Source organism: Streptomyces sp. NPDC111744 (assembly GCF_055634995.1).
Map to the genome: position 1 here is coordinate 38,444 of NZ_JBVKCG010000008.1, position 24,860 is coordinate 63,303.

Here is a 24,860-nt window from a genome sequence, read left to right on the forward strand (position 1 = left end):
ACGGTGGACACGAGCACGGTGGATGTCACGACGCCGACGAACACCCGGACGACCGCCGGGAACCGGTCGGGCGCGGCGCGTCTCGCAGCCCGGCTGCTCCTGGCGGCGGTCCTGGCCTACGCCGGTCTGGTGAAGATCGGGAACCTGACGGAGGCCGGACGGACGGTCGCGCTCTACCGCATCGTGCCCGACGACTGGGCCCAACTGGTCGGCGGTGTTCTGCCGTTCGTCGAGGTGGCGCTCGCGCTGCTGCTCGCGGCCGGGCTGGCCACCAGGGCAGCGGCGACGGGCGCGGCCGTCCTGCTGGTCGCGTATGCGGCGGCCATCGCCTCCGTGTGGGCACGGGGCATGTCCATCGACTGCGGCTGTTTCGGCGGCGGAGGCACGCTCAGCGGTGGCGCCGAACGCGGCTACGCGCTCGACATCGCGCGCGACCTGGTGCTGCTGGGCGCGGCCGCCCTGCTGATCCGGAATCCGCGCACCCGGTACGCGCTGGACAGCTGGGTCCTGGACCCGAAGGAGCGAGGAGCATGACGGACACACGGACAACGGACGCCATGGTGCGTGAGATGGTGCACCAACGGCTCCGGCGAAGGCGCGCGTTGGTGGTGTCGCTGGTGGCCGTCCTGGTGGTCGCCGCCGCCGCACTGGTCGGCGCGGGCCTGGTCCGGGCGAACAACACGGCCCCCGACAAGGCACCGAGCCGCGTACCGGCCGGGGTGGCCGCCGACCGTTCGGGCGTAGCGGCCTCCACCGGCGCCGTACGCGTCGACGTCTACCTCGACTACCTGTGCCCCGAATGCCGTCGTACCGAACGGGCCCTGACCGCCGCTCTGGACGATCTGAGGTCGCGCCGTGGGGTGAGCGTCGTCTACCACCCGGTCGCCTTCCTCGACGACCGCAGCAAACCCGCGGGTTACTCGACACAGGCGGCCTCGGCGGCGGCCTGCGCGGCGGACGCGGGCAGGTTCGAGCAGTACTCCACGGTCCTGTTCGCGAAGCAGCCCGCCGAGCAGGGCCCCGGGCTCAGCGAGGCCCAGCTGATCGCAGCGGGCCGGGACGCCGGCATCACCGGGTCCTCCTTCGCACGGTGCGTCGAGGACGCCCCGTACCGGCCCTGGGTACGTTACGTCTCCGATGTCGCCGCCTCCCGCAAGGTGGCGCTGACACCGACCGTCACAGTGCAGGGCAGCCGCGTCGACGTCACCGGCCCCGATCCGGGCGCCACGCTGACCCGCGCGGTCACGGAGGCCCGGCGGTGACCCGGCTGACCGTGGCCCTCTCCGGCGACTGCATGGCGACACGGGGAGCGCTGATCGCCTCCGACCCGGCCGCCGGACGGCTCCAGGAACTCCTGCACAGCGCCGACTTCGCCGTCACCAACCTGGAGGTGGTGCCCAGCGACGGACGCGGACACCCGGTGCACAACGCGGCCGGTGGCGGCTGTCTGATCGCGGACTCCGGTGTACTGGACGAGATCACGGCGACCGGGTTCACCGTGCTGGGCTGCGCCAACAACCACGCCATGGACCTGGGCACGGAGGGCGTGCTCGGCACCGTGGACCTGCTGCGGTCCAGGCGGATCCCGTACGCCGGGATCGGCGCCGACCTCACCGCGGCGCGCCGGCCCGTCTACGTCGACCGGCCGGGCGGCAGCCTGGCGATGCTCGCCTGCACCACGACGTTCCTGCCCGGCCAGGAAGCGGCCGACCCGTCACCGGAACTGCCCGGCCGGCCGGGGCTGAACCCGCTGCGCCACACCGCGACCCTGCGGGTGACGGCCCCTCAGATGGACGTGCTGCGGACGATCGACGCCGAGACGGGCCTGCGCGCCCGCCGGGCCGAGGCCCGTGCCCTGCTCGGGGTCGATCCCGCCCTCCTCGCACCCGACCGGCTCACCCTGTTCGGCACCCGCTTCCTGACGGCGGAAGAACCGGGCTTCACCACCGAGTGCGATCCACGCGACCTCGACGAGATCTCCCGCTGGGTCGGCGAGGCCCGCCTCCGCGCGGACCTCGTCGTGGTGAGCGTGCACTCCCACGAGCCCGGCCCGACGCCCGAGACGCCGGGCGAGTTCCTGCGCGCCTTCGCCCACCGGATGATCGACGAGGGCGCGGACGTCGTGGTCGGACACGGCCCGCACTTCCTTCGCGGTGTCGAGCTGTACCGGAACAGGCCGATCTTCTACAGTCTCGGCAACATCGTCAGCCAGATCGAACTGACCGACCGTGTCTCCGCCGAGGACTACGCCAAGGTCACCACCGACCGGCCGCCCACCCCGGGCCGCTACTACGACCGACTGGGCGGCCACGGCACCCGGTTGTTCGCCCCGCACCGCCGTTACTGGCAGTCGCTCCTGCCGGTCCTCACCTTCGACGACGGCACCCTCGTGACGGCCCACCTGCACCCGGTCGACCTCGGCTTCGGCCGGCCGGTGCACCGCAGGGGCCGCCCCCGCCTGGCCGACCAGGCCGAGGCCAACGAGATCCTCACCGATGTCGCCCGGCTGTCGGAGCCGTACGGTACGACGGTCGGGGCGGGGGACGACGGGGCCGGGGAGCTGCTTCTGAAGATGGCCTGAAGAGCCGTACCGGACAGGCGGGTTGACGAGAGAGCCCTGCTAAATTGTCCCATATCACCAAGCTTTGCGAGCGCGCGAGGAACCGGGGAACACGCATGGCCGAGGCGGTCCGGGTACTGATCGCGGACGACCAGGCGCTGCTGCGCGGGAGCTTCCGGGTCCTGGTCGACTCCACGCCCGGCATGGAGGTCGTCGGCGAGGCGGGCGACGGCGCCACGGCAGTCCGGCTCGCCCGGGAACTCGCCCCGGACGTCGTCCTGATGGATCTGCGTATGCCGGTTCTCGACGGCATCGCGGCCACCCGGGAGATCTGCTCCGACGAGACGCTGGCCGGTGTCCGGGTGCTGGCTCTGACCATGTTCGACATGGACGAGTACGTCTACCCGGCCCTCCAGGCAGGCGCCAGCGGCTTCATGCTGAAGGACGCCTCACCGTCCGACCTGGTCGACGGCATCCGGGTCATCGCCACGGGCGAGGGCGTACTGGCCCCCACGGTCACCCGGCGCCTCATCGCCAACTTCTCCCGCCGCGGCGAGACGACCCGCCCCGCCCCACGACTCGTCGGCCTCACCAAGCGGGAACAGGAAGTCCTCGTCCTGATCGCCAACGGCCTGTCCAACGCGGAGATCTCCGAACGCCTGGTCATCAGCATGCCGACCGTGAAGACCCACGTCGGCAACCTCCTGGCCAAGCTGCACGCCCGGGACCGCGCACAGCTGGTCATGATCGCGTATGAGAGCGGCCTGGCCGAGCGGGGAATGCCGACCTGACCGCGGCGAGCAGGGCAGCCATGTGCCACGCCAAGCGCCCCTTGGCGCACGAGGGTTGCGTTCCTCCGGCGTAGCGCGGGGTGACCGCGGGTCCCGCTCGTTTTCTTTACGCACTCCTGACGCCCGCCCCCGCATCCCGAGGGGGCCGGCCGGTGTCCTCATCCTTGCCGGATCATTGTCCGGATCTCGTCGGAGAAGGAGTGGGTGCCGATGGACGGCGCTGTCGTAGGGGTCGTACTGGCCGTCGTGCTGGTCCTGCTCGTGCTGCGCAGTGGGATGCGGGTGGTGAACCAGGTCGAGCGCGGGGTCGTGTTCCGGTGGGGCAAGGCGCTGCCGGCGTACCGGCACCCGGGGATCACCTTCCTCATCCCCTTCGCCGACCGGATGCGCAAGGTGAACGTGCAGGTGGTCACCATGCCGGTGCCCACGCAGGAGGGCATCACCAAGGACAACGTGTCCGTGAAGGTCGATGCCGTCGTCTACTTCCGGGTCACCGACCCCATCCGCGCCGCCATCGAGGTGCAGGACTACGTCTTCGCCGTCGGGCAGGTCGCCCAGTCGTCGCTGCGGTCCATCATCGGCAAGAGCGACCTCGACGACCTGCTCACCGACCGCGAGCGGCTGCACGAGGGGCTCGCCCTGATGATCGACAGCCCGGCCGCGGAGTGGGGCATCCACATCGACCGGGTCGAGATCAAGGACGTACAGCTGCCGGAGTCGTTGAAGCGGTCCATGTCCCGGCAGGCGGAGGCCGAACGGGAGCGGCGGGCCCGGGTGATCACCGCGGACGGTGAGTTCCAGGCCGCGCAGCAGCTCGCCAACGCCTCCCGGATCATGTCCGACTCGCCCGAGGCGATGCAGCTGCGGCTGCTGCAGACCGTCGTCGAGGTCGCCGCCGAGAAGAACTCCACGCTGGTGATGCCCTTCCCGGTCGAGCTGCTGCGCTACTTCGAGCGCGCCACCAAGCGGCTCGACCAGGAGGTCGAGAAGAACGAGCGGGAGTTGGAGGCCGGGGAGGGGCAGGCCGGGGAGGGGCAGGCCGCGCTGAAGGCCGGGATCGAGCAGATCGCCGCCGTCGCCGACAGGTTCGGGCCGGTGGCCGAGGTCACCGCCCCGCGGGAACCGGCGCCGGAACCTTCCGCTCCTGCCGACCGGCAGTAGCCAGCGTCAGCGTCACCGCGAGTGACGCGAGCGCCATCAGGGTCATCGCACTGGCGGGCGAGGTGAGTTGGGCCACCGACCCCGCCAGTGCCGCACCCACGCCCTGCATGGTCAGCATTCCCGCCGAGTGCAACCCCAGGGCGTGGCCGCTGAGTTCGTCGGGGGTCAGGCTCATCAGCCGCTCCTGCTGGACCAGGCTCGCGCCGAAGCCTGCGGAGGCGACGGTGGCACAGCCGGCGGCGAGGACCAGCGGCGGGTGCAGGAAGAAGAGCAGGTAGGGCGTGGCCAGGAGCAGCAGCAGCGGGGTGGCCATACGGGTGCGGACGGCGGGCGGGAGCAGCCGGCCGACGGTCACGTCACCGGCGAGCATGCCGAGGGCGGCGCAGGCGAAGAGGGTGCCGGCCGCCTCCGGGGCGTACGACACGTACAGCGACTCGCAGCCGACGACCAGACCGTTGGGCAGCCACAGGCCGAGATAGGTGAGGCGGCGCGGGCGGGACGACCACAGCAGGGCGTTGGTGCGCCGGGTCGCCGCGACGGAGGGGCGGCCGGCGGCCCGGGGCGGGCGGGTGGTCAGACCGAGGCGGACCACGACGGCGGACGTCAGGTAGAGGGCCGCCGCGAGCAGCAGACAGGTACGCGGGGAGACGGCGGCGAGCAGGGCGCCACCGGTGGCGTAACCGGCGATCTGCACCAGCCCGCTCATCATGTTGAACAGCGAACGCCCGGGCAGATAGCCGTCCTTGGCGAGGATCTCGTTCAGCAGCCCCCAGCGGACCCCGCCGCCGAGCGAGGCGACCAGGCCGAGCAGCAGAACGGCGGCGAGCAGCACGCCGGGCGGGAGGCCGGGCAGTGCCATGCCGGCGGTGCCGACGGCGAAGACGGACGAGATCACGGCGAGGGTGGTGCGCGGGGGCAGCCGGTCGGCGCCGGAGAGCAGGAAGGTCGCGCCGAGCACCTGGGCGAGCGAGGGGCCGAACATGCTGAGTGCGGAGAGGAGGGGGGAGCCGGTGGTGCGGTAGACGAGCGTGCCCAGGGCGAGCCCGCCGACGGTACCTCCGGCGTTCTGGGCGGCGGAGCCGAGGAAGAGGGGGGTGAACTCCGGTGTGCGGAAGAGGGATCGGTAGGTGGTGGGCATGGTCGGGAGTCTCGGGGTGCGCTTATGGCGGGCGTTATTGTTTCGCGGAGACGCGAAAGGTTCTGGCAGGCGGCGCAGGCAGTGAGCCTCTCGCAGCAGCAAGAGGTTCTAACGGCGCAGAGCACCTCACGACAGCGAGAGGCTCTAACAACAGGGAGAGCCCCTTGGGTTGGTGGCAGCTCAACGCGGACACGCTCGCCCGTAGCCGCTTCCTGCTCTCCCCCCTCGCCGAGACCATCGCGAGCCTCAAGCTGCTGCACGGCGGTACCGCCGCCCACCCCGGCGAACGGCGCTGGCTGGACGAGCACCTGCCCGGCTACCGGGCACGGCTCGCCGCCGACCCCGTCACCGCGCTGCTCGTCCGCGCCGGTCTCGGCCGCGTGTGGACCGCCGATTTCCTCACCCCCACCCCGCGGGACGGGGAGAGCGCCGAGGCCGGTATCGCGCGGGTACGGGCGGCCCGCCCCGACGACGCCCGCGCGCACCTCCGGGTCGCCCTCGCCGGTCCTCTCCCCGCCGCCCTGGACCGCGACGACCTGCCCGACCGCGCCGCCGATCTGCTGACGTACGTGTGGGAGGCGACCGTACGGCCGCACTGGGAGCGTCGGCGGCGGATTCTGGACGCGGATGTGGTCGCCCGGACCGCGCAGGTCAGCCGGGGCGGCTGGGCCGAGGTGCTGGACTCGGTGCGGCCGGGTCGGACCCGCTGGCTCGGTGCCAACCGGCTCCAGGTCAATCTGCACGAGTACCCGCCCCGCGAGATCTCCGGCGCCGACCTCCTCCTCGTCCCGGTCACGCCCAAGGCCGGCTGGGTCTCCTGGGAGGAGCCGGACCGCTACGCCCTGGTCTACCCGTGCGCCGGCGCGCTGTCCGACCCCACCGTGCAGGCGGTCCCGGCGGCCCTCGCGGCGCTGCTGGGCGGCGCGCGCGCCGGTGTGCTGGTGCTGCTGGACGCCCCGCTGAGCACGACCCATCTGACGGTGGTGACCGGACAGACGCTGGGCTCGGTCGGGCGGCACCTGAGGGTCCTGCTCGACGCCGGGCTGGTGGAGCGGCGACGGGCCGGGCGGTCGGTGCTGTACTCGCGGACGGCGGCGGGGGACGTGCTGGTGGAGGCCGGGACCCGGTCCGCCACTTGGCGGAGTTAGCATCCGCTCATGACGACTACTGAGAACAACGGGTCCGTGCTCGACATCGAGATCGGTGCTCTGCAGGGCGGTTCCGCCGACCTGCCGGGGTACACCGGCAAGGCCGTGCTCATTGTCAACGTGGCCTCCAAGTGCGGTCTGACCCCGCAGTACAGCGGCCTGGAGCGGCTCCAGGAGCGGTACGCGGCGCAGGGCTTCACCGTGCTCGGTGTGCCGTGCAACCAGTTCCTCGGGCAGGAGCCCGGCAGCGCCGAGGAGATCGCCGAGTTCTGCTCGGCGACGTACGGCGTGACCTTCCCGCTGACCGAGAAGGTCGAGGTCAACGGGGAGGGACGGCACCCGCTCTACGACCGTCTCACCCCCTTCGCCGACGGCGAGGGGCACAGCGGGGACATCCGCTGGAACTTCGAGAAGTTCCTGGTCGGCCGGGACGGCCAGGTCGTCGCCCGGTTCGCGCCGCAGACCGAGCCGGAGTCGGCGGAGGTCGTGGCGGCGGTGGAGAAGGCCATCGGCTGACTCCGGCAGCCAGGTCGGCGGCGGTCACGGGAGAGGTGTCCCGTGACCGCCGTCGGCATTTCCGCTGCTGCTTGACCTTCCCCCTGGGGCAGGGACGAGCGTCGGTCGCGCCGGGCCACGGGGCTCGGTGACGGAGGATGTGGGCGTGGAGGACGAGGAACTGCTCACGATCGGGGCGTTCGCGGCGCGCTCCAGGCTCTCGGCGAAGGCCCTGCGCCTGTACGACCGGCTGGGGCTGCTGGCCCCGGCGCAGGTCGACGAGGCGACCGGCTACCGCTACTACCGGGCCGGCCAGGCGGAGCGCGCCCGGCTGGTGGCGCTGCTGCGCCAGCTGGACATGCCGCTGGCGCGGATCGCCGAGGTGGTCGAGGAGGCTGACGGCGACGCGGCCGCCGGGCTGCTCGCCGCCTACTGGGCCGATGTCGAGCGGCGGATCGCCGGGCAGCGGACCCTTGCCGCATACCTCCGTGGACGGCTGTCCGGGAGGAGTTCGGAGATGTACGAGACGTTCGCGGTGGAGACCGTGGAGATGCCCGCGCAGGTGGTGATCACCGAGACGCGGCACAGCCTGGCGGACGAGCTGCCGGCCTGGATCGGCGCCTCGCTGGGCCGTCTGGAGGCGGCGGCCCGCGAGTGCGGGGGTGTGACCGGGGCGCCGTTCGTCGTGTACTACGCGGAGGTGTCCATGGAGAGCGACGGGCCGGCCGAGGCCTGTGTCCCGGTGGCGGACGAGGCGGCGGCCCGGGCCTGGGCGGAGCGGCACGGGCGGCCCTGGGAGACCAAGGTGCGCGTCGAGCCGGCGCGCACGCTGGCGTATACGCGGATCAGCAAGGCGCAGGTGGCGCATCCACAGATCCTGACGGCCTTCGAGGCGGTGGAGCGGTGGGTGGCCCGGCAGGGCGGTCTGGAGTACGACGGCCCGTGCCGGGAGGTCTACTTCGCGGACTGGGACGCGGCGGGGCCGGAGGACCCGGTGTGCGATGTGGCCTTCCCCGTTAGGTAGGTGACGCGGTGAGCGATCCGACGGGCACAAGCCGAGCCCCCTCGGCCAGGACGGCGAGCTAGACGAGAGGGCTCTTCAGGTGACGCTTGTGCAGTCGTGGTTGTCGTTGTCGGGAGCGTGGTCGGTGGGTCAGCGAATACCCTCCTACGCCTTGACCGAAGCCACGAACGCGTTCCACGCGCCGGTCGGGAACGCGAGGACCGGGCCCTCCTCGACCTTGGAGTCGCGTACGGCGAGTCCTGCGGTCGTCGGCGACTTGACCTCGACGCACGCCCCGTTCCCTGCGGAATAGGAGGACTTCGTCCACGTCTCCGTGGTGCCCTGAAGCAGTGCCATGTCCACTCCTGTAGCGAGTTGCTGTAGTGCGATTCACGCCAACCTGCTTGACCGGTTGGCGTGATCGACGCTACTAGCCAACTCGCCCGCCTGGAGCACTCGTTCACTCGACCGGATGGCATATTCCAGGGGAGACTTCCGCTGGAGCGTGGCGCCGGTGTACGATCCGGCGCTCGCCGTCCGGGAAGGCCGCCGGCGGCTCCCGGAGGCTCCCTTGAGACTCCCCGAAGGCCCCCGGGAAGGCTCAGCGCGCGTACTCCTTGGCCGCGTCGGCGATGAACTGCCGGGATGCCTCGACGTTCAGCGACTGGGCCCGCAGGTGCTCGTACATCACGGCGTACTTCTGCACGTCGTGGGCCTTCTCCAGGTAGAGGTCGCTGGTCACGCCCTCCAGGTAGACGACGCTGGAGTCGGCCGCGTCGGCGAACTCCAGGATCGCGTACTGGCCGTTGAGGCCGGGATGCGCGCCCACCTCGAAGGGCAGCACCTGGACGGTGATGTGCGGCTGCTGGGACATCTCGATCAGGTACTCCAGCTGCTCGCGCATCACGAGCCTGCTGCCGACGAGCCGGCGCAGTGCGGCCTCGTCGAGCACCACCCAGAGGCGAAGGGGGTTGTGTTCGGCGGTGATACGTTCCTGTCGCCGCATCCGGACCTGGACCCGCTTCTCGATGTCGGCGGCGGAGGTCTCCGGCAACGCGCCCTGCACCAGGGCCTCGGCGTACGCCCGGGTCTGCAACAGCCCTGTGACCAGCTGAGGTTCGTACACCCTCAGCGACTCGGCGTCGGTCTCGAGGCCGATGTAGACGCTGTACGGGATGTCCCCGAACGCATGCCACCATCCTTGCTGCCGCGAATCCCTGGCCATCTCCATCAGGGACTCGACGACCCGTTGGTCCTCGACCTCGTAGACCCCGCACAGGTCGCGGACATCGCGCTGGCTGATACTCCGGCGCCCGTTCTCCAGCCGGCTGATCTTCGACTGGGAGACGAGCAACCGCTCCGCCACCTCCTCCGCCGTCATGCCCTTGAGCTCGCGGAGCCTGCGCAGCTCCTGGCCCAGCCGGCGCCGCCTGACGGTGGGATTGACATTGGACGCCACGGGACGTGCACCTCCGGCTGCCTGCCTGTAACTACCACTTTGCGTATCTGCTGTTGAGCAGACTGCCACCAAGGTGCTTCCTACCGCTGGGAAACTGTGGATATGCGGCGCGTACGCGTCAGTTCGGGCACGTTGCGGATTCTCCGGACGCCGGACGACGAGAACTGACGAGAACCGACGAGGACGGCGGGACGCAAAAAGCCGAGCGGGGCGGCGGGGCGCGTACCGCGTGCGCCTCACCGCCCCGCTCGGACCAGCGGCTCCCGAACCGGGTCTCAAGAATGCTGTCCTGTATTACTGCCGTGGAACTGCGGCTCAGTGCACCACGGCACGCGCCATCGCGTCCGCACCTCGGCGCGGCTGCATCGGAACACCGCGGGCGGGTTCCGGTGCACCGGACCTGGCGCCAGGTCCGGTCTGGCGCCCGGCCGGGGCGGCCGGGCTGCGGCGGGGCTGGGCGCCCGCGCCGTTCTGCACGTCCATGACGGCGTGGGCCACGAGCCCACCCATCGGGTCGTGCCGGATCAAGTCCCGCAGCCGGGAACGCGAGGACCGTCCCTCGTTCCCCGGATACAGGTGCTTGCCGAGGCCGACCGCGTGGGCCAGGGCGGCGAGCGCCGCGGTCCGCGGGTCCGGCGGTACGCCGGTGCGGATCGCCGAGTCCAGCCGGGCACGGATGTCCCGGCATATCTCGTTGTCCGTCGCCTGGTAACGCGTCGTCGGCAGCACCCCGCACATCTGGCCCGCCACGGCATGCACCATGCCGCACCGCTCCAGATGCGAGAGATACGTCTGGCGAAGTCCCAGACGTGGCCCGCCGATCCAGTGCACAGCCCGCACGGGAGCGCCACGCCTTCGCAGCAACTCCAACGCGCAGTCCAAAGTCGGATCTCCAGTCGGCCGTGGCTGCACCACGGCGATACGATCCCCGTCTGGGGCTATCCGTCCGGCCAGCGCCAGCTCCACTAGCTGTGCTCCGGCCAGACCGAGGTCGAGCGACTGCGGCTGCGCAGTGGTACCCGTGGTCGGGTCCAGTGCCAGCAGCAGAAGCTCCTCCGGAAGTGTTCTGCGGCTCCTGCCCATCCATGCCTCCCCGCGTGGATGAATGACAGGGTGACCCCTCTCACATTGGTCTGTCGAGGGCGCGTGACCGGTTTGTAAGGGAACCGGAAGGTATGTCGTTCTCGTCTACCGCAGGGGCTAAGCCCGCACACAGGACACTGGTACATGGTTCGGACAGCGCACGGCAACGTGCGAAGCGTGGAGGAGGCATCGGTGGCGGGCGAGTCCCCCGACAGGTCGAAGCAGCGCGAGTCGTCGGCGGAACCGACGTCGGGGAGCGCGGGAACGGTTCCCGAACCACGCGATCCGCGAGCGGCGGTGGCCGCTCAGGACGAGAAGGAGCCGGCCGGCGGCGTGGACAGCGAGACCCGGATCTTCTCGGTACGGGACCCGAAGACGGCCGGCGACGACGACACGAAGCTCCGCCGGGCGGTGGCGGCGTGGGTACGCACGGGCCCGCCGGCGGAGGAGTCCGAGAACTCCGGCAAGGGCGCGGAGGGGCCCGAGGAGGGCCCTGTGTACGCCGAGGAGCCCCAGGAGACCCCCGAGTCACCGAAGAGCGCCGACAAGCCCGCTACGACGCCTGAGGCAACGACCGAGGCGGCCGATCCGACAGCCGCCGCGGACAAGGACGTTCCGGCCGAGGACGACCCGAGGGACGCGACCGAGCCGGAGGACGCCGCACCGGAGGACGAGCCGAAGCCCGACGCCGAACCCGAGGACGCCAAGCCCGACGCCGAACCCGAGGACGCCAAGCCCGAGGCCGCTTCGAAGTCTGCCGGCGAGCCCGAAGACGAGCCGAAGGCAACTGCCGAGCCCCAGGACGCCGAACCCAAGGCCGCCCCGAAGGCGACGGCCAAGCCCGAAGAAGCCGCACCCGAAGACAAGCCCACGGCTGCCGCCGAACCGGAGGACGACCCCCGGGCCGACGCCGAACCCAAAGACGCCACCCCCCACGACGAGCCCGCGGCCGCCGACGGCGAGGACGCCCCGCAGGGGCCACCCGCAGCCGACGACGAGACCCGCACGGGTGGTGCGGGCGGGGACACCAAGGCCGCAACCAACGACGAGCCCGCGGCCGCCGACGGCGAGGACGCCCCGCAGGGGCCACCCGCAGCCGACGACGAGACCCGCACGGGTGGTGCGGGTGGGAAGACCAAGATGGCCGAAGGCGAAGCCGAAGCCGTCGCGGTCGACCAGCCCACCACCACGCTCAAGGCCCCCCGACCCCCGCAGGTCGACCAGCCCACCACCATGCTCAAGCTGGGCTCCACGACGCCCACGTCCAAGCCCAAGACTCCCGAGTCCGACCCCGAGCGGACCAGCAAGTTCGTAGCCCTCAAGTCGGACCTCAAGCCGGACACCAAGCCCAAGCCGGACGCGAAGCCCGCCCCCCAGCCGGAGGCGAAGCCCAGCACCGCCTCCACCACCCGCACCACCGCCATCCCTCAGGTCGGCCCCGAGCGCACCACCCAGCAGCCGCTCCCCCCGAAGCCCCCGCTGGACCTGCTCGCCGAGTTGACCAACACTCCCCCGCCGCCGCAGACCCCGGTCAGGACCCTCGTCCGGCGGGTCAAGATCTGGACGCCCCTGGTCATCGTCCTCCTGATCATCTTTGCGGTCGTACAGACTGTCCGTCCGCTCCCGCAGCCCACCCTCGACCTCACCGCGAAGGACACCTACACCTTCGACGGCAGCAAGGCCGACATCCCCTGGCCCGCCGACGGCCAGGCCGCCCTCGACGTCCAGGGCATCGGCTCGTTCGGTTCCTCCGGCGACCAGAAGCCCGTGCCGATCGCGAGCGTCGCCAAGGTGATGACCGCGTACATCATCCTGCGCGACCACCCGCTGAAGAGCGGCGCCGCGGGCCAGAAGATAAAGATCGACCAGGCGGCCCAGGACCAGGCGAACGCCGGCCAGGAGTCCACCGTCGACGTGAGGGCCGGCGACTCGATCACCCAGCGCGAGGCCCTGGAGAGCATCCTCATCGCCTCCGCCAACAACGTGGCCCGGCTGCTGGCCCGCTGGGATGCCGGTTCCGAGAAGTCGTTCGTGGCGAAGATGAACGCCACGGCGAAGAAGCTCGGCATGACGAACACGACGTACACCGACCCCTCCGGCCTGACCAACTCCACGGTCTCCACGGCCGTGGACCAGGTGAAGCTGGCGAAGGCGGCGATGGTGCAGGAGCCCGCGTTCCGCGAGGTCGCCGCGATGATGTCGTACGACGACTACAAGGGCACCAACCACTCCAACTGGAACCAGCTGGTCGGCCACAACGGCGTCGTCGGCATCAAGACCGGCACCACCACCTCCGCCCTCGGCAACCTGGTGTTCGCCGCGCAGAAGACGGTCGGCGGCGAGACCCGCACGATCATCGGCGCGGTCATACGGCAGCCCGCCGGCGGCACCGACAACACCATCCTCAGCGCCGCCCTCACCGGCGGCGACAAGCTGATCCGGGCCGCCCAGGGCGCGCTGGAGTCGGCGACGATCTACAAGAAGGGCGATGTCGTCGGCTATGTCGACGACGGCCTCGGCGGCCGTACCCCGGTCGTCGCGACCAAGGACGTCACCGCGGTCGGCTGGTCGGGCCTGAAGGTGAAGCTGACCTTCCAGGCCGAGGACGTACCGCACACCGCGAAGGCCGGTACCAAGGTCGGCGCCCTCACCGTGGGTGACGGCTCCGGCTCCGCGGTCCAGGTTCCGGTCGCCCTGCAGAAGGACCTGGCCGAGCCCGGGTTCACGAGCAAGCTGACCCGTCTCGGCTGACCCATAACCGGCATACCGTCACCGCACCCCGCCGATGGAGCCCCACCCGAGGGGCCCCGCGGCGGGGTGCGTGCTAGCGTCACGAATCGGGGCAGGTCGTCGGCCGTGGGACGTGGCCGCGAACTGGACGAGAAGCGGCCGGTAACACCGTGGAACGCGGCCGAGAACAGAAGACGGGACACGGGGAGTGCCTTCAGGTGGCCACAGCGGAGCCGACACGCGCCGACGACACCGATCCGGGCCGAGCGGTATCCGGCCCACGAATAGCCGTGCCCGAAACCGGTCCGCACAGGCCGCACGACATACCCGGCACGCAGCGTGACGGCCGGATCCGCCGGCTCCTCGACCTGGACCAACCCCCGCGCCAGTGGCCGTCGCGCCACCCGGTGCTGGCGGTCACGGCCCTCGCCGGCGTGCTGCACATCATCTGGCTGTTCACGTTCGCGAACAGTGGTGGCGATCTCGCGGCGCAGGACGCCTGGGCCGAGTTCGTCGGCCGGCACCCCGACTCGGCGTACAACCTCGCCTGGTACGGCGGTATGCACCCGGTGTCGTACAGCGTGGTGTCGCCGTACCTGATGTCGTTGCTCGGCGTCCGTACGACGATGGCGATCGCCGGCACGGTCTCGGCCTGCCTGCTGATCCTGCTCCTGATTCGCAGCCGCGCGGTGAAAAACCCCCTGTGGGCCGCGCTCGCCGGGGTGTTCGCGCTGATCTGCAACGCGTTGTCGGGGCGGGTCACCTTCGGGCTCGGCACGGCGTTCGCGCTGGCCGCGGTGGGGGCGGTGTTCTGCTGGCCGTACCGCTGGCGCCACAAGCGGTGGGCGAAGGCGCTGGTCGCCGCCCTGCTGGCCGCTCTCGCCACCATGTCGTCCCCGGTCGCCGGTCTCTTCGTCGGCCTGGTCGCGGTCGGGCTGTTCCTGCAGAAGCGGCGCCCCGGCGCATGGGCGCTCGGCCTGGCACCCGCGGCCGTGGTCGCCCTGTCCGCCTGGCTGTTCCCGTTCGCCGGCACCCAGCCGATGACCATCGGTTCGGTGATCCTGCCCCTGCTGTACGGCCTGCTCTGCATCTTCCTCGTCCCCAAGGAGTGGAAGACGGTCCGGCTGACGGCGGCCGTGTACAGCCTCGGGGTCGTGCTGGTGTGGCTGGTCAGTTCGCAGATCGGCTCGAACATCTCGCGGCTGCCGATGCTCTTCGCGGGCGCGACGCTGATCGCGGCCCTCCCGTACACCGTGCCGCGCTCGCGCAAGTTCTACGTCACCGTCCTCGCCTTCCTCGGCTTCGTCGGCTGGATCGGCTTCAAGTCGGTCGACGACATCATCCATACGACGCCGGCCGCGTCCTGGGCCCGCGAGCTCGCCCCGCTCGTCAACCAGCTCCAGCAGGTCGGCGCCGAGAAGGGCCGCGTCGAGGTGGTCCCGGCCCGCTCGCACCGGGAGGCGTCCGCGCTGGCGCCGTACGTCAACCTGGCCCGCGGCTGGAACCGTCAGGCCGACATGGAGCGCAACCCGCTCTTCTACGACGACACCCTCAACTCCGCGAACTACCACGAGTGGCTGCAGCGCTGGGCCGTCCACTTCGTGGTGCTGCCGAAGGGCGAGCCCGACGGCGACGGCGGCGAACGCGAGCGGGCGCTGGTCCAGCGCGGGATGCCGTATCTGAAGCAGGTCTGGGGCGACGCCAACTGGCAGCTGTTCCGGGTGACCGACGCGGTGCCGCTCGCCGAGCCCGACGCGGTGGTGGACAGCGCCGAGCAGGGCGAGCTGACCATCGAGGTCGGCAAGGCCGAGCGGGTCCTGATCCGGATCCCGTACTCGCCGTGGCTGAGCATCGTCGACGCGAACGGCAAGAGCCTGAAGCCGCCGCAGGAGACCGAGGCGTCCAAGCACCGGGCCGAGGGCACGCCGAAGACGTACACCAACGTCAACGGCTGCCTGATGGAGACGCCGGAGGACGCGAAGGGCGACCAGTGGACGATGCTGCTGGCGCCGAAGGCGGGCACCTACCGTTTGGCGGCGCCGTACCAGCTGCCCCGGGGCACCCCGTGCCCCGACGAACTCAAGTGAGCTACCTGTTCTCCCGGAGCTCCGCCACATACCGGTCCGTCCCCGGCACCGTCGGCACGAACGGTGCCACCAGCTCCACCCTCCCCAGCCCGGACCCGGCGACGTCCTCGTCCAGGCCGGTGAACCGGGCGTCCCAGCACTCCCTCGGGTCCGTCTCCAGGAACCACAGCAGCGTCAGCCGGGTGTCGACGCCCTCCACCTGCTTCACATACGTCATCCGGTCACCGGGCAGGGGCGTCGGGCGGAACACCGTGACCATCGCCGTCGGTGAGCCCGCCAGCCGCTTCGGCAGGTGCCGGCCGCGCAGCCACTCCAGCAGTTCCGCCCGCTGCTGCGGCGACTCGCTGTCGACGACCTCCACCACCAGCCCGGCGTACGGGTGGTCGAGGGCGTGGAAGTCGCGGGGCCCGGCGGCCCCGTCCCGGTACACCGTCGTCTCGTGGTCCTGGAACGCCGTGAAGACGTGGGTGCGGTCCTGGTACACGCGCGCGTCCCGGTTCAGCCGCCTGTTGATGGCGACCGTCCACTTCATGTGGTCGGCGTAGCGGCCGTCGGTGATCCAGTAGACGGAGATGTAGCAGCCGGTGGTGACGGGCTGGGCGATCGCCGACTTCTCGGGGTAGCGCAGGAGCTGCAGCTCGCGGGTGGCGACCCAGCGGCGGCCCGCGTACATCCAGGGCATGGCCATGGCGCCCGCGTAGTAGTGGTCGTCCTCGTACCAGCGGTTGTACGCGTACTCGTGGCCGGGGTGCGGTTCGACCATGGTGATGAGGGCGTGGCCGGGGCGGACGCCGTACGGGCCGACAGCGGCCAACTCGGCGTACACATCGCTACTCGTGTCCTCGCTCATGCGCCTTCCCTTCCTTCCGCCTGCGCTCGCCCATACTCTGACGCTCCGTCAGATAAAGCGCCAGAGCCGGGAGGTCATCGATGTCACTGCTCATGGGCAAGACGGTCGTCGTGTCGGGGGTCGGCGCCGGGCTCGGGCATCAGGTCGCGGCGGCCGTCGTACGGGATGGCGGGAACGCCGTGCTCGGGGCGCGGACCGAGGCGAACCTCGCCAAGAGCGCGACCGGGATCGACCCGGAGGGCGGCCGGACCGCGTACCGCGCCACCGACATCACCGACGAGGACCAGTGCGAGGCGCTGGCGGCGCTGGCTCGGGAGCGCTTCGGGGGTATCGACGCGGTGGTGCAGGTGGCCGCCTGGGACTCCTACTTCGGCGGGGTCGAGGACGCGGACTTCGCGACCTGGGCGTCGGTGGTCGACGTGAATCTGCTGGGGTCGCTGCGGATGACCCGGGCGTGCCTGCCGGCGCTGAAGGAGGCGGGCGGCGGCTCGGTTGTCTTCATCGGTACGCAGTCGGCCGTCGCCGCACCCTCGCAGGTGAGGCAGGCCGCGTACGCCGCCTCGAAGGGGGCGCTGACCAGCGCCATGTACTCGCTGGCACGGGAGCTGGGGCCGTACCGGATCCGGGTCAACACGGTGCTGCCGGGCTGGATGTGGGGGCCTCCGGTGCAGGCGTACGTCCAGTTCACGGCGCACACGGAGGGGGTGCCGGAGGACGAGGTGCTGGGGCGCCTGACCGGGCGGATGGCGTTGCCCGAGCTGGCGACGGACGGGGATGTGGCGGACGCGGCGGTGTTCCTGGCGTCGGACCGGGCGCGGGCCATCACGGGGCAGTCACTGCTGGTCAACGCGGGGGAGCTGATGCGCTGAGGCACTGGTTCCGGCCATCCAGGCCGCCTCAGTATGTTCATACACATGAACCAAGGTCAGCGATCAGAACGATTTTACCGTCCCTTGACCTCACGCCCGCTTGTCGTGCCCGCGTAACCGAACCCACGATGAGCGGGCACTTCGCGGCCTTCCCCGTCCCCACTCCGCTTATGCGAAGTGCCACCCAGCTGAGCGGAGTTCAGAAGGCGGACCCTGGAAGGGGGGCGTATGAACGGGCTCGACTGGACCGTGCTCATCGGCTACTTCGGCGTGATGGTCGCGATCGGTATCTGGTCGCACAAGCGCGTGGACAACGTGAGCGACTTCTTCACGGCCGGCGGAAAGATGCCCTGGTGGCTCTCCGGCATCTCGCACCACATGTCGGGCTACAGCGCGGTGATGTTCACCGGGTACGCGGGCATCGCCTACACCTACGGCGTGACGTCGTTCATCACCTGGTCTTTCCCGATCGCGCTGGGCATCGCGATCGGCTCGAAACTCTTCGCACCACGCATCAACCGCCTGCGCTCCCGCCTCCATGTGGCGTCCCCGCTGGAGTACTTGAAGAACCGCTACAACCTGACCACACAGCAGGCGCTGGCCTGGTCCGGCATGCTGCTGAAGATCGTGGACGTGGCCGCCAAGTGGGCCGCGATCGCCACCCTGTTGTCGGTGTTCACGGGTGTGTCCCTCAACCAGGGCATCCTCATCACCGGCGCGATCACCGCGGTCTACTGCACGATCGGCGGCCTGTGGGCGGACGCGCTGACCGAACTGGGCCAGTTCATCATCCAGTTGCTGGCCGGCGTCTCGATGTTCGTCGCCGTCGTCCTCAAGCTGAACGACAAGGGCATCGGCATCTTCGACGCCTTCGACCAGCCGGCCCTGCACGGCCACGGCAAGCCGCTGGTGGGCCCCTACGGCACGGTCTTCCTGCTGGCCTTCCTCTTCATCAAGCTCTTCGAGTACAACGGCGGCATGCTCAACCAGGCCCAGCGCTACATGGCGACGGCCGGCCCGAAGGAGGCCGAGCGCAGCGCCCGTCTCTCCGCGGCGCTCTGGCTGATCTGGCCGGTGGTCCTGTTCTTCCCCATGTGGATGTCGCCCCTCCTGGTCCACGCCCAGAAGCCGGACGGCTCCGACTCCTACGGCCTGATGACCGAACAGCTCCTCCCCCACGGCCTGTTGGGCCTGGTCGTGGTCGGGTTCTTCTCCCACACGATGGCCATGTGCTCCTCCGACGCCAACGCGATCGCGGCCGTCTTCACCCGTGACGTGGCGCCGGTGCTGTCGTCGAGGGCGCGGTCGTGGAGCGAACGCTCCGGCCTGGTCGCGGCCCGCGTGACGACGGTGGTCTTCCTCGGCCTGTCCATGGCGGTGGCCACCCAGGTCAACTCCCCCACGTTCAAGGACATCATCACGGTGGTCATCAAGTGGGTGGCCGGTCTGATGGGCCCGATCGCGATCCCGATGATGCTGGGCCTGCTCCGCCCGTTCCGCCGCTCCGGCCCGACGGCCGCGCTCACCAGCTGGGCGGCCGGCCTGCTGGCCTTCTGGCTGGTCAACTACCCGATCAACTGGAACGTCGACGGTGGCGTACCGCTCCAGTACCAGGTCTCGATCCCCCTGGCCGTCTCCCTGGTCCTCTACATCCTCATCGGCTACCTGAAGCCGGAGGACACCCCGGATCGCCTCGCGATCATCGAGACCGTGAACACGGACGGGGACGGGGCTGCGGCGATCCCCGTACCGGCGCAGGCTCCGGCAGGCGGGGGCGAGGTCGTGCGGGACTGACCCTCTGCGACCGGCTCAGGCGCCCCGGGGATAGCGGGCCAGCCATCCGGGGGCCGCGCCCGCCGGGCTGTGCAGGGCCGGCCCCTGGGTCATCTCCATCGCGAAGTCGTCGGCCAGCTCCAGGATCGTAGGACGGCCCTCCAGATCGGCCACCCAGGCCGGCGGGAGGGCCGTCTCGCCGTGCAGGGCGCCGAGGAGGCCGCCGGTGAGGGCGCCGGCGACGGCGGAGGGGCCGGCATGGTTGACGGCCAGGCAGAGCCCGTGCCGTACGTCCTCGCCGACGAGGGCGCAGTAGACGGCGGCGGCGAGCACCCCGTCGGCGGCGCCGTCCCCGGTCAGCTCCTCCACGCGGGCCGGGGAGGGCATGCCCTGCCGTACAGCGCCGAGCGCGTGCTGCAACGCGTCCGAGACGGGCTGGTGCCCGGGCCGGGCGGCGAGGAGGGCGAGGGCCCGCTGGACGGCCCCGTCGAGGGAGTCGCCTCTCCCCAGCGCGTGCACGATCACCGCGTAGGCGCCCGCCGACAGACAGGCGGTCGGATGCCCGTGGGTCTGCGCCGCGCACTCCACGGCCAGCTGGATGACGAGCTGCGGCTCCCAGCCGACGAGCAGCCCGAACGGAGCGGACCGGGCGACGGCCTCCGGCCCCATGTCATCGGGATTCTTCGGCGACTCCAGGGTCCCCATGGTCTCGTCCCCGAGCCCGATCAGCAGCGACCGCGTGGGATCCCGGCGCGCGTACAACCACTCCTCCCTCGCCAGCCACCCGTCCTCCTTCCGCCGCTCGTCGGGCCCCCAGTCCCGCTGGGTGGCCGCCCACCGCAGATAGGCCCGATGCAGGTCGGCAGGCGGATACCAGGCGCCGGTATCCCTCCTCACCTGAGCTCTTATCAACCCGTCCACGGTGAAGAGGGTGAGCTGGGTGTGATGGGTCACGGCACCCCGCCGCCCGTGTCCGAAGGCCAGGTCGACGAGCCCTTCCGGCCCGTACGCCGCCCGGATCTCCTCGAGCGTCAGCCCGTCCACGGGCCCACCGAGGGCATCCCCGACGGCCGAACCCAGCAATGTGCCCCGCACCCGGCTCCGGAAGTCCTGCTGTTCGGCACGACCCCAGACGGCACCCGATGTCACACCCACCATGACCTCCTCACGGGCACCGTCCGTACGTGCGACAGCACAGCACTGTAATCGACCGGGAATGATCCGTTCAGGGCACAGTTAGGTATGCGAAGTGGGGGTTGTGTGCTCCCAGGTGGCTGATTTTCGGCCAGTCCGGGGTGTGTGGGCGGGGTCGGTCAGACGGCTCGGTGACGGTCAGCGGTACCAGGTGACGTTGCACACGTACACGTCTCCGCCTCGGCCGCTTCCCGGCTCGCGCGGATCTCGGCGATGGTGGCCGTCGGATCCTGTTCCCCCGCGTCCACGATGCGCTCCAGCTCAGGCAGGCGTGCAGCGCGGTCCGGATGGCGTCAGATCGCCACGAACACGGCCCACGAGCGCCCGAAGGCGCGCGACGGGGCGAGGCTCTGGGTCTGCTGCGCGTTCGTCGCCGCGTCGAAGAGGTGCTGGGCGAGGGCCGGAATCCGGCTCGGGGCGATCCGCGCCACCGCCGCCCGCACCGAGGCCCAACGGGAGTCACTGACCTTCATCGAGAAAGTGCTGGAGTGAGAGACATGACCGCCCTCAAGTGGTTCAAGAGCAGCTGTGGCAGCAACGACGGCCCTGGTTGTGTCGAGGTCGCCATAGCCCCCGCCGACGCTTCGTGGGCCGAGTTCCTGGCGTTCACCAAGCGCTGAGCGTCAGTCGCCGACGCCGCCGAGGGCATCTCGCCCCGTGAGGAGTTCGGTCAGGCGCTCGGCGATGTCGGCGCGCTCGGCGGCCGGGAGTACGAGGAACGGTTCGAGCGTCGCGTCGGCCGGATCGTACGGTTCCGAGAGAGCGGTCTCCAGCCGGTCCCGAAGCCGCGTGAGGCGGTCCCACGACCCGTCGTTCACCAGTTGCTGCATCTGGATGCGCAGGACGACCTGGTGTGACTGCCAGTGGTCGGGGTCGAGTGCCGCCATCCGCGCAGCGTCGGCGGAGGCACCTTCCAGTGAACCGAGTGCGAGGTACGTTCTGGCTCGCTGCCAAAGCGCCCAGAAATACCCCGGGTTGAGCTCAAGCGCACGGTCCAGGTCCGCCAGCGCCTGATCCGGTTCGCCCATCGTCGTTCGGCAGGCTCCACGACTCGCGTACGCCGAGGCGTACCCGGCGTCCAGGGCAAGGGCACGGTCGTAGTCCGCCAGAGCGGCTTCGTAGCGGCCGGCTCGGACCAACACGTCGCCTCGCTCGCACAGCACCCACGGCAGGTCGGGCTCCAGGGCGACGGCGCGGTCCAGGTCGGCCAGGCGCCGCTCGTGATCGCCGCGCGTTCGCCAGACACGTGCTCTGCGTACCAGGGCCCACACGAACTCCGGGTCCAGCTCCAGCGCCCGGTCCAGGTCCGACACCGCCGCGTCGAGGTCACCGAGCTGGTGCCGGGCGGCACCTCGGACAGCCCACGCCAGCTGCTTTGCCGGATCAAGCTCGATCGCGGTGTCCAGATCGCTTACGGCTGCCTCGAAGGCCCCCGTCATCCGGTGGTAGTCGCCGCGCAGGGCGAGGACTCCGGCGGTGTTCGGGGCCAGAAGGACGGCCCGGTCCAGGTCGGCCACGGCTCCGGCGTAGTCACGCTGATTCGCCCGCGCGACCGCCCGGCCCTCGTACGCCGAAGCCGAATCCGGACGGAGTTCGATGGCCTGATCGAACTGGTTCAGCGCCGCGGCGTGCTCCCCGGCCTTGCCCAGCACAGCACCCCGCACCGTGTAGGCCGCGGCCCGTCCCAGGACATCGAGGCTCCCCTTCGCGAGCAGCACCCCCAGCGCGTCGAGGGTCCCGCCCTGGTCGAGCGCCGTAAGCACGTCCTTCCCCAGGACGCCGATCTCCTGCGCGTCCGTGTCCTCGCCCGCCTGTACCAGGGTCCGTGCCCATCGCCGGGCCACCGCGTCGCCCTCGGCGCAGGCACGCACGAGATCGTGTGACACCGCCGGCAGCGGGAACGGGGGCCCCGCGCACATCAGGTGGTAGGACCGGGCCAGGTGAAGCTCCCGCCACCGTTCGTCCGACCACAACTCGTCCGGGTGCCGGTCCCCTTCGACTTCCGTACGCCATCGGCCGAACGCTTCGGCGAGGCGGGTGTGGCTCTCCCGCCACCAGCTCGGAGAGCGCAGACGCTGTAGTCGGAGCATCGGGGCGCGTACGACGTCGTGGTACTGCACGCGTTCCACGCGCTCGCTCACGAACGGCATGCCCGTCAACCAGGCGAACAGGGAGCGGGCGTCGTCCGCGGGGCAGTCCACGGCCGTCCGGAACACGTCCTCGTCAAGGTGCCTGGGCAGGGCGCCTGCCAGCGCGGCCGCCCTCCGCACGGGGTCCCGCTCCCACTTCAGGAAACGGTCGACGGCGGTGGCACTTGGGTCTCCGACCCTTTCAGGATCGTCGGGCATGGTCGCGGCGAGCGTCGACACCAGCACCGGAAGCCCGCCGGTGAGGCGCAGCACTTCCGCGACCACAGGTTCGTCCCGTACCCCTTTTTCCGCGAGCAGCCCCCGCGCCTCCGTCTCCGTGAACGGTCCGAGCGGAATGTCGGTCATGAAGTCCGCGAATCCGCCCCAGCGGGCGTTGTCGAAGGGGTGCTGGCCGGAGGTGACCACCACGACGTCGGCGGGGAGGGCGCCGTGGCGGTCGGTGGTCATCACGTCGTGCAACCAGGGGTCCAGGAACGCGCCGGTGCGCTCATAGGTGTCGAAGAAGAGGACGATCCAGGAGGCGGTGTCGGCAGTCCGGGCCAGTTCGGTCAGGAGCACCGGGGTGAGCACTTGTTCGGGGGACAGCACCAGTTGGGCGTCCTCCTGGCTGCGAAAGCGGGCCCGGAGCCGGTCGGCGCCCTGGGCGAGCCGGTCCGCGTCCAGGGCGGCGGCGAAGGCGCCGGCCACCGGGACCATCCCCAGTCCCACCAGCCCGGCCCGCGCCACCGCGAGGCTGCCCGCCGACGGCCCGTCCGGCTCCGCCGGATCGCCCATCACCAGAGCGGCCTCCGCCTCGTGCCGGCGCTCCCGGTGCGCGGCCAGCAGCCGCTCCAGCTCCTTGAACCGCCGTCCCTGGTCCGCGAACTGACGTGCCATCGCGGTCATGGCCTCGGGCACACTGGCCGCGCCCTCGTCGACGTAAGCGGTAACCGCCCCGGCCTCCCGGGCGATCTGCTCCAACTCCCGTACCAGAAAGGTCTTCCCGACTCCCGCGTCACCGTGCACATGGAAGAGGAAACGGTGCCGCTCGTCCTCGGCCGGCAGATCGAGGTTCCGCCGGAACGCGGCCCGCTCGTCAACCCGCCCGACGAACCCGGCCCTCCGGCGCCGCCCGATCAGCTCCTGCATCGACGGCCGTGTCGACCCCATCCACACCACCCCCGCAGCCGGCTCACGCCAAGTCTGGCAGACCTGCGAAACGGCCCAGCTCACTTGGGGAGCGTGTGAATCGGCGAGGCGGGGAAGGACGGTGACATGTCCACCTCCCACGCGCCTCGTGCGCTCTCACTCGCCGCTGCCCTGCTCACCGGCACCGTCGCTCTCTACATCGCTCTCGTCGCCCTGGGGAACATCACCGACTTCGGTACCAACCAGGCGTTCGTCCAGCATGTGCTGGCCATGGACACGACGTTCAAGGACGACGATCTGATGTGGCGGGCCATTACGAACAGAGGACTTCAGAACACCGCTTACGTCGCCATCATCGTGTGGGAGACCGTCGCCGCGCTCGTGCTCATCGCCGGGACCGTGCTGTGGTTCCGGCGGGACAACGGGCTTGCGCGGCGCCTGTCCACCTACGGTCTGCTGATGCTCGTGCTGCTCTTCGGTGCCGGGTTCATCGCCATCGGCGGTGAGTGGTTCTCCATGTGGCAGTCCAAGACCTGGAACGGGCTGGACGCCGCGACCCGGGTACTGGTGCTCACCGGGATCGCGCTGATCGTCGTACAGCTGAGCCCTTCGGGCCGGGATCAGGACGCCTGAGCGACCGCCCGCTACTTCACCACGGTCACCTTGGTGTTCGGTTCCGTGCCGAACGTCCACAGGGCCGCGCCGTCCGCCGTGTGCATGCGGATACCGCTGGTCTGCTTGCCCGCGGCGGGCGGCGGGGAGGAGCCGTCGACAGCGTTGGAGAAGGCGATCGACAGCCCCGACTTCGCGGCGAAGTAGAGGATGTGCTCGATCTGGACGCCGTCCGAGCCGGTCGTGGACGACCGGGTCCTGGAGATCGTGTACGTGCCGGGGTCGGGGCTCACCGTCCCCGGCCACACCGTGAACGTGCGGGTCGCCTTGTCGCTCGCGTCGACCGTCCACACCCGCTTGGCGCCGAGCGAGTAGACGATACGGCGGCCCGTGCCGGAGGCCGCCGGTATCTCGGGGGCCTTGGTCGGGCTCGGGGACACGGAGGGGTGGGCGCCCGCCGACGCACTCGCCGACGGGCGGACCGCCGCGGCCGTGGGGTGCGGCCCCTTGTCGGCCTGTACGGCGAGGAAGACGACGGCCACCGTCGCCCCCGCCGTCAGACCGGTGACCCAGACCCAGGAGGGCAGCAGTCGGGCAGCCACGGGTACGCATCTCCTCCGTTATGAGGC

Annotated in this window: 23 protein-coding genes; 14 read left to right on the forward strand and 9 right to left on the reverse strand. The window is 70.8% G+C overall.

Features of this window, described 5'->3' with window-relative positions; translation table 11 throughout:
* The first annotated feature begins 3 nt into the window (after window positions 1–3).
* The 5 genes from ACZ7OO_RS19525 to ACZ7OO_RS19545 all read left to right on the forward strand — a co-directional run bounded on the left by ACZ7OO_RS19525 (window position 4) and on the right by ACZ7OO_RS19545 (window position 4,512).
* Window positions 4–534 (forward strand): MauE/DoxX family redox-associated membrane protein, encoded by a 531-nt coding sequence (locus tag ACZ7OO_RS19525; protein WP_471506011.1) that lies wholly within the window; start codon window positions 4–6, stop codon window positions 532–534.
* Window positions 531–1,262 carry a DsbA family protein gene (locus tag ACZ7OO_RS19530; RefSeq protein ID WP_471506012.1) on the forward strand — a complete coding sequence of 244 codons (732 nt, stop codon included), beginning with the start codon at window positions 531–533 and terminating at the stop codon, window positions 1,260–1,262. Before ACZ7OO_RS19525 ends, ACZ7OO_RS19530 begins: the two co-directional genes overlap by 4 nt.
* Entirely contained in the window at window positions 1,259–2,581 is a 1,323-nt protein-coding gene (mslH, locus tag ACZ7OO_RS19535) for a lasso peptide C-terminal Trp epimerase (protein WP_471506013.1), read from the forward strand. Before ACZ7OO_RS19530 ends, mslH begins: the two co-directional genes overlap by 4 nt.
* A gap of 95 nt (window positions 2,582–2,676) precedes the next feature.
* Window positions 2,677–3,351 carry a response regulator gene (locus ACZ7OO_RS19540; protein ID WP_471506014.1) on the forward strand — a complete coding sequence of 225 codons (675 nt, stop codon included), beginning with the start codon at window positions 2,677–2,679 and terminating at the stop codon, window positions 3,349–3,351.
* Window positions 3,352–3,561: 210 nt separating this feature from the next.
* Window positions 3,562–4,512 (forward strand): slipin family protein, encoded by a 951-nt coding sequence (locus ACZ7OO_RS19545; protein WP_471506015.1) that lies wholly within the window; start codon window positions 3,562–3,564, stop codon window positions 4,510–4,512.
* Here the strand turns inward: ACZ7OO_RS19545 and ACZ7OO_RS19550 are convergent.
* Window positions 4,457–5,650 (reverse strand): MFS transporter, encoded by a 1,194-nt coding sequence (locus tag ACZ7OO_RS19550; RefSeq protein WP_471506016.1) that lies wholly within the window; start codon window positions 5,648–5,650, stop codon window positions 4,457–4,459. The two genes, ACZ7OO_RS19545 and ACZ7OO_RS19550, sit on opposite strands and share 56 nt — an antisense overlap.
* A gap of 164 nt (window positions 5,651–5,814) precedes the next feature.
* Between ACZ7OO_RS19550 and ACZ7OO_RS19555 the strand changes: the two genes are divergently transcribed.
* From ACZ7OO_RS19555 to ACZ7OO_RS19565, 3 genes are all read left to right on the forward strand, one after another.
* Entirely contained in the window at window positions 5,815–6,798 is a 984-nt protein-coding gene (locus tag ACZ7OO_RS19555; RefSeq protein ID WP_471506017.1) for an ArsR/SmtB family transcription factor, read from the forward strand.
* 9 nt (window positions 6,799–6,807) lie between these two features.
* The gene (locus ACZ7OO_RS19560) at window positions 6,808–7,314 is read left to right on the forward strand and encodes a glutathione peroxidase (RefSeq protein ID WP_471506018.1); all 507 of its coding nucleotides are present in this window, start codon (window positions 6,808–6,810) and stop codon (window positions 7,312–7,314) included.
* A gap of 127 nt (window positions 7,315–7,441) precedes the next feature.
* A complete protein-coding gene (locus tag ACZ7OO_RS19565) occupies window positions 7,442–8,317 on the forward strand; it encodes a MerR family transcriptional regulator (RefSeq protein WP_471506019.1) in 876 nt (291 codons plus the stop codon).
* Between the two features lie 144 nt (window positions 8,318–8,461).
* Here the strand turns inward: ACZ7OO_RS19565 and ACZ7OO_RS19570 are convergent, their stop codons facing one another.
* The 3 genes from ACZ7OO_RS19570 to ACZ7OO_RS19580 form a co-directional block, all read right to left on the reverse strand.
* Window positions 8,462–8,653, reverse strand: a complete 192-nt coding sequence (locus tag ACZ7OO_RS19570) for a DUF397 domain-containing protein (protein WP_351737387.1) — start codon at window positions 8,651–8,653, stop codon at window positions 8,462–8,464.
* Window positions 8,654–8,897: 244 nt separating this feature from the next.
* A complete protein-coding gene (locus ACZ7OO_RS19575) occupies window positions 8,898–9,755 on the reverse strand; it encodes a helix-turn-helix domain-containing protein (protein WP_471506020.1) in 858 nt (285 codons plus the stop codon).
* A gap of 315 nt (window positions 9,756–10,070) precedes the next feature.
* Entirely contained in the window at window positions 10,071–10,838 is a 768-nt protein-coding gene (locus ACZ7OO_RS19580; RefSeq protein ID WP_471506021.1) for a GOLPH3/VPS74 family protein, read from the reverse strand.
* A 144-nt stretch (window positions 10,839–10,982) separates the two neighbouring features.
* On the opposite strand from ACZ7OO_RS19580, the gene ACZ7OO_RS19585 reads away from it, so the two are divergent.
* Together ACZ7OO_RS19585 and ACZ7OO_RS19590 are read left to right on the forward strand one after the other, a co-directional pair.
* Window positions 10,983–13,589, forward strand: a complete 2,607-nt coding sequence (locus ACZ7OO_RS19585; protein WP_471506022.1) for a serine hydrolase — start codon at window positions 10,983–10,985, stop codon at window positions 13,587–13,589.
* 197 nt (window positions 13,590–13,786) lie between these two features.
* Window positions 13,787–15,655, forward strand: coding sequence for an MFS transporter (locus ACZ7OO_RS19590; RefSeq protein WP_471506023.1), 1,869 nt, complete (start codon window positions 13,787–13,789; stop codon window positions 15,653–15,655).
* A 1-nt stretch (window position 15,656) separates the two neighbouring features.
* Here the strand turns inward: ACZ7OO_RS19590 and ACZ7OO_RS19595 are convergent, their stop codons facing one another.
* Window positions 15,657–16,505, reverse strand: a complete 849-nt coding sequence (locus ACZ7OO_RS19595; protein ID WP_471506024.1) for a hypothetical protein — start codon at window positions 16,503–16,505, stop codon at window positions 15,657–15,659.
* 80 nt (window positions 16,506–16,585) lie between these two features.
* Between ACZ7OO_RS19595 and ACZ7OO_RS19600 the strand changes: the two genes are divergently transcribed.
* Together ACZ7OO_RS19600 and ACZ7OO_RS19605 are read left to right on the forward strand one after the other, a co-directional pair.
* Complete coding sequence (locus ACZ7OO_RS19600; protein ID WP_352220423.1) at window positions 16,586–17,374, forward strand: SDR family oxidoreductase; 789 nt, start codon at window positions 16,586–16,588, stop codon at window positions 17,372–17,374.
* 228 nt (window positions 17,375–17,602) lie between these two features.
* A complete protein-coding gene (locus tag ACZ7OO_RS19605; RefSeq protein WP_471506025.1) occupies window positions 17,603–19,168 on the forward strand; it encodes a sodium:solute symporter family protein in 1,566 nt (521 codons plus the stop codon).
* 15 nt (window positions 19,169–19,183) lie between these two features.
* On the opposite strand, the gene ACZ7OO_RS19610 is transcribed toward ACZ7OO_RS19605, so the two are convergent.
* Together ACZ7OO_RS19610 and ACZ7OO_RS19615 are read right to left on the reverse strand one after the other, a co-directional pair.
* Window positions 19,184–20,302 carry an ADP-ribosylglycohydrolase family protein gene (locus ACZ7OO_RS19610; protein ID WP_471506026.1) on the reverse strand — a complete coding sequence of 373 codons (1,119 nt, stop codon included), beginning with the start codon at window positions 20,300–20,302 and terminating at the stop codon, window positions 19,184–19,186.
* A gap of 332 nt (window positions 20,303–20,634) precedes the next feature.
* Window positions 20,635–20,814 (reverse strand): hypothetical protein, encoded by a 180-nt coding sequence (locus ACZ7OO_RS19615; protein WP_471506027.1) that lies wholly within the window; start codon window positions 20,812–20,814, stop codon window positions 20,635–20,637.
* A 24-nt stretch (window positions 20,815–20,838) separates the two neighbouring features.
* Here ACZ7OO_RS19615 and ACZ7OO_RS19620 point away from each other — a divergent pair, with 24 nt between their 5' ends.
* Window positions 20,839–20,961, forward strand: coding sequence for a DUF397 domain-containing protein (locus ACZ7OO_RS19620; RefSeq protein WP_471506028.1), 123 nt, complete (start codon window positions 20,839–20,841; stop codon window positions 20,959–20,961).
* Between the two features lie 3 nt (window positions 20,962–20,964).
* Here the strand turns inward: ACZ7OO_RS19620 and ACZ7OO_RS19625 are convergent, their stop codons facing one another.
* Window positions 20,965–23,640, reverse strand: coding sequence for a tetratricopeptide repeat protein (locus tag ACZ7OO_RS19625; protein ID WP_471506029.1), 2,676 nt, complete (start codon window positions 23,638–23,640; stop codon window positions 20,965–20,967).
* Between the two features lie 105 nt (window positions 23,641–23,745).
* Here ACZ7OO_RS19625 and ACZ7OO_RS19630 point away from each other — a divergent pair, with 105 nt between their 5' ends.
* Window positions 23,746–24,252, forward strand: coding sequence for a DUF2165 domain-containing protein (locus ACZ7OO_RS19630; protein ID WP_471506030.1), 507 nt, complete (start codon window positions 23,746–23,748; stop codon window positions 24,250–24,252).
* Window positions 24,253–24,263: 11 nt separating this feature from the next.
* Here ACZ7OO_RS19630 and ACZ7OO_RS19635 read toward each other — a convergent pair whose 3' ends face one another.
* Window positions 24,264–24,833, reverse strand: coding sequence for a hypothetical protein (locus ACZ7OO_RS19635; RefSeq protein ID WP_471506031.1), 570 nt, complete (start codon window positions 24,831–24,833; stop codon window positions 24,264–24,266).
* Window positions 24,834–24,860: the final 27 nt, after the last annotated feature.

What these genes read in the sequence shown, in the direction of transcription:
- ACZ7OO_RS19625 (WP_471506029.1), bottom strand. Translation starts at nt 23,640, where the DNA reads ATGGGGTCGACACGGCCGTCGATGCAGGAGCTGATCGGGCGGCGCCGG.
- ACZ7OO_RS19620 (WP_471506028.1), top strand. Translation starts at nt 20,839, where the DNA reads ATGACCGCCCTCAAGTGGTTCAAGAGCAGCTGTGGCAGCAACGACGGC.
- ACZ7OO_RS19550 (WP_471506016.1), bottom strand. Translation starts at nt 5,650, where the DNA reads ATGCCCACCACCTACCGATCCCTCTTCCGCACACCGGAGTTCACCCCC.
- ACZ7OO_RS19530 (WP_471506012.1), top strand. Translation starts at nt 531, where the DNA reads ATGACGGACACACGGACAACGGACGCCATGGTGCGTGAGATGGTGCAC.
- ACZ7OO_RS19560 (WP_471506018.1), top strand. Translation starts at nt 6,808, where the DNA reads ATGACGACTACTGAGAACAACGGGTCCGTGCTCGACATCGAGATCGGT.
- ACZ7OO_RS19570 (WP_351737387.1), bottom strand. Translation starts at nt 8,653, where the DNA reads ATGGCACTGCTTCAGGGCACCACGGAGACGTGGACGAAGTCCTCCTAT.
- ACZ7OO_RS19585 (WP_471506022.1), top strand. Translation starts at nt 10,983, where the DNA reads ATGGTTCGGACAGCGCACGGCAACGTGCGAAGCGTGGAGGAGGCATCG.
- ACZ7OO_RS19600 (WP_352220423.1), top strand. Translation starts at nt 16,586, where the DNA reads ATGTCACTGCTCATGGGCAAGACGGTCGTCGTGTCGGGGGTCGGCGCC.
- ACZ7OO_RS19605 (WP_471506025.1), top strand. Translation starts at nt 17,603, where the DNA reads ATGAACGGGCTCGACTGGACCGTGCTCATCGGCTACTTCGGCGTGATG.
- ACZ7OO_RS19540 (WP_471506014.1), top strand. Translation starts at nt 2,677, where the DNA reads ATGGCCGAGGCGGTCCGGGTACTGATCGCGGACGACCAGGCGCTGCTG.
- ACZ7OO_RS19595 (WP_471506024.1), bottom strand. Translation starts at nt 16,505, where the DNA reads ATGAGCGAGGACACGAGTAGCGATGTGTACGCCGAGTTGGCCGCTGTC.
- ACZ7OO_RS19545 (WP_471506015.1), top strand. Translation starts at nt 3,562, where the DNA reads ATGGACGGCGCTGTCGTAGGGGTCGTACTGGCCGTCGTGCTGGTCCTG.
- ACZ7OO_RS19580 (WP_471506021.1), bottom strand. Translation starts at nt 10,838, where the DNA reads ATGGGCAGGAGCCGCAGAACACTTCCGGAGGAGCTTCTGCTGCTGGCA.
- ACZ7OO_RS19630 (WP_471506030.1), top strand. Translation starts at nt 23,746, where the DNA reads ATGTCCACCTCCCACGCGCCTCGTGCGCTCTCACTCGCCGCTGCCCTG.
- ACZ7OO_RS19615 (WP_471506027.1), bottom strand. Translation starts at nt 20,814, where the DNA reads ATGAAGGTCAGTGACTCCCGTTGGGCCTCGGTGCGGGCGGCGGTGGCG.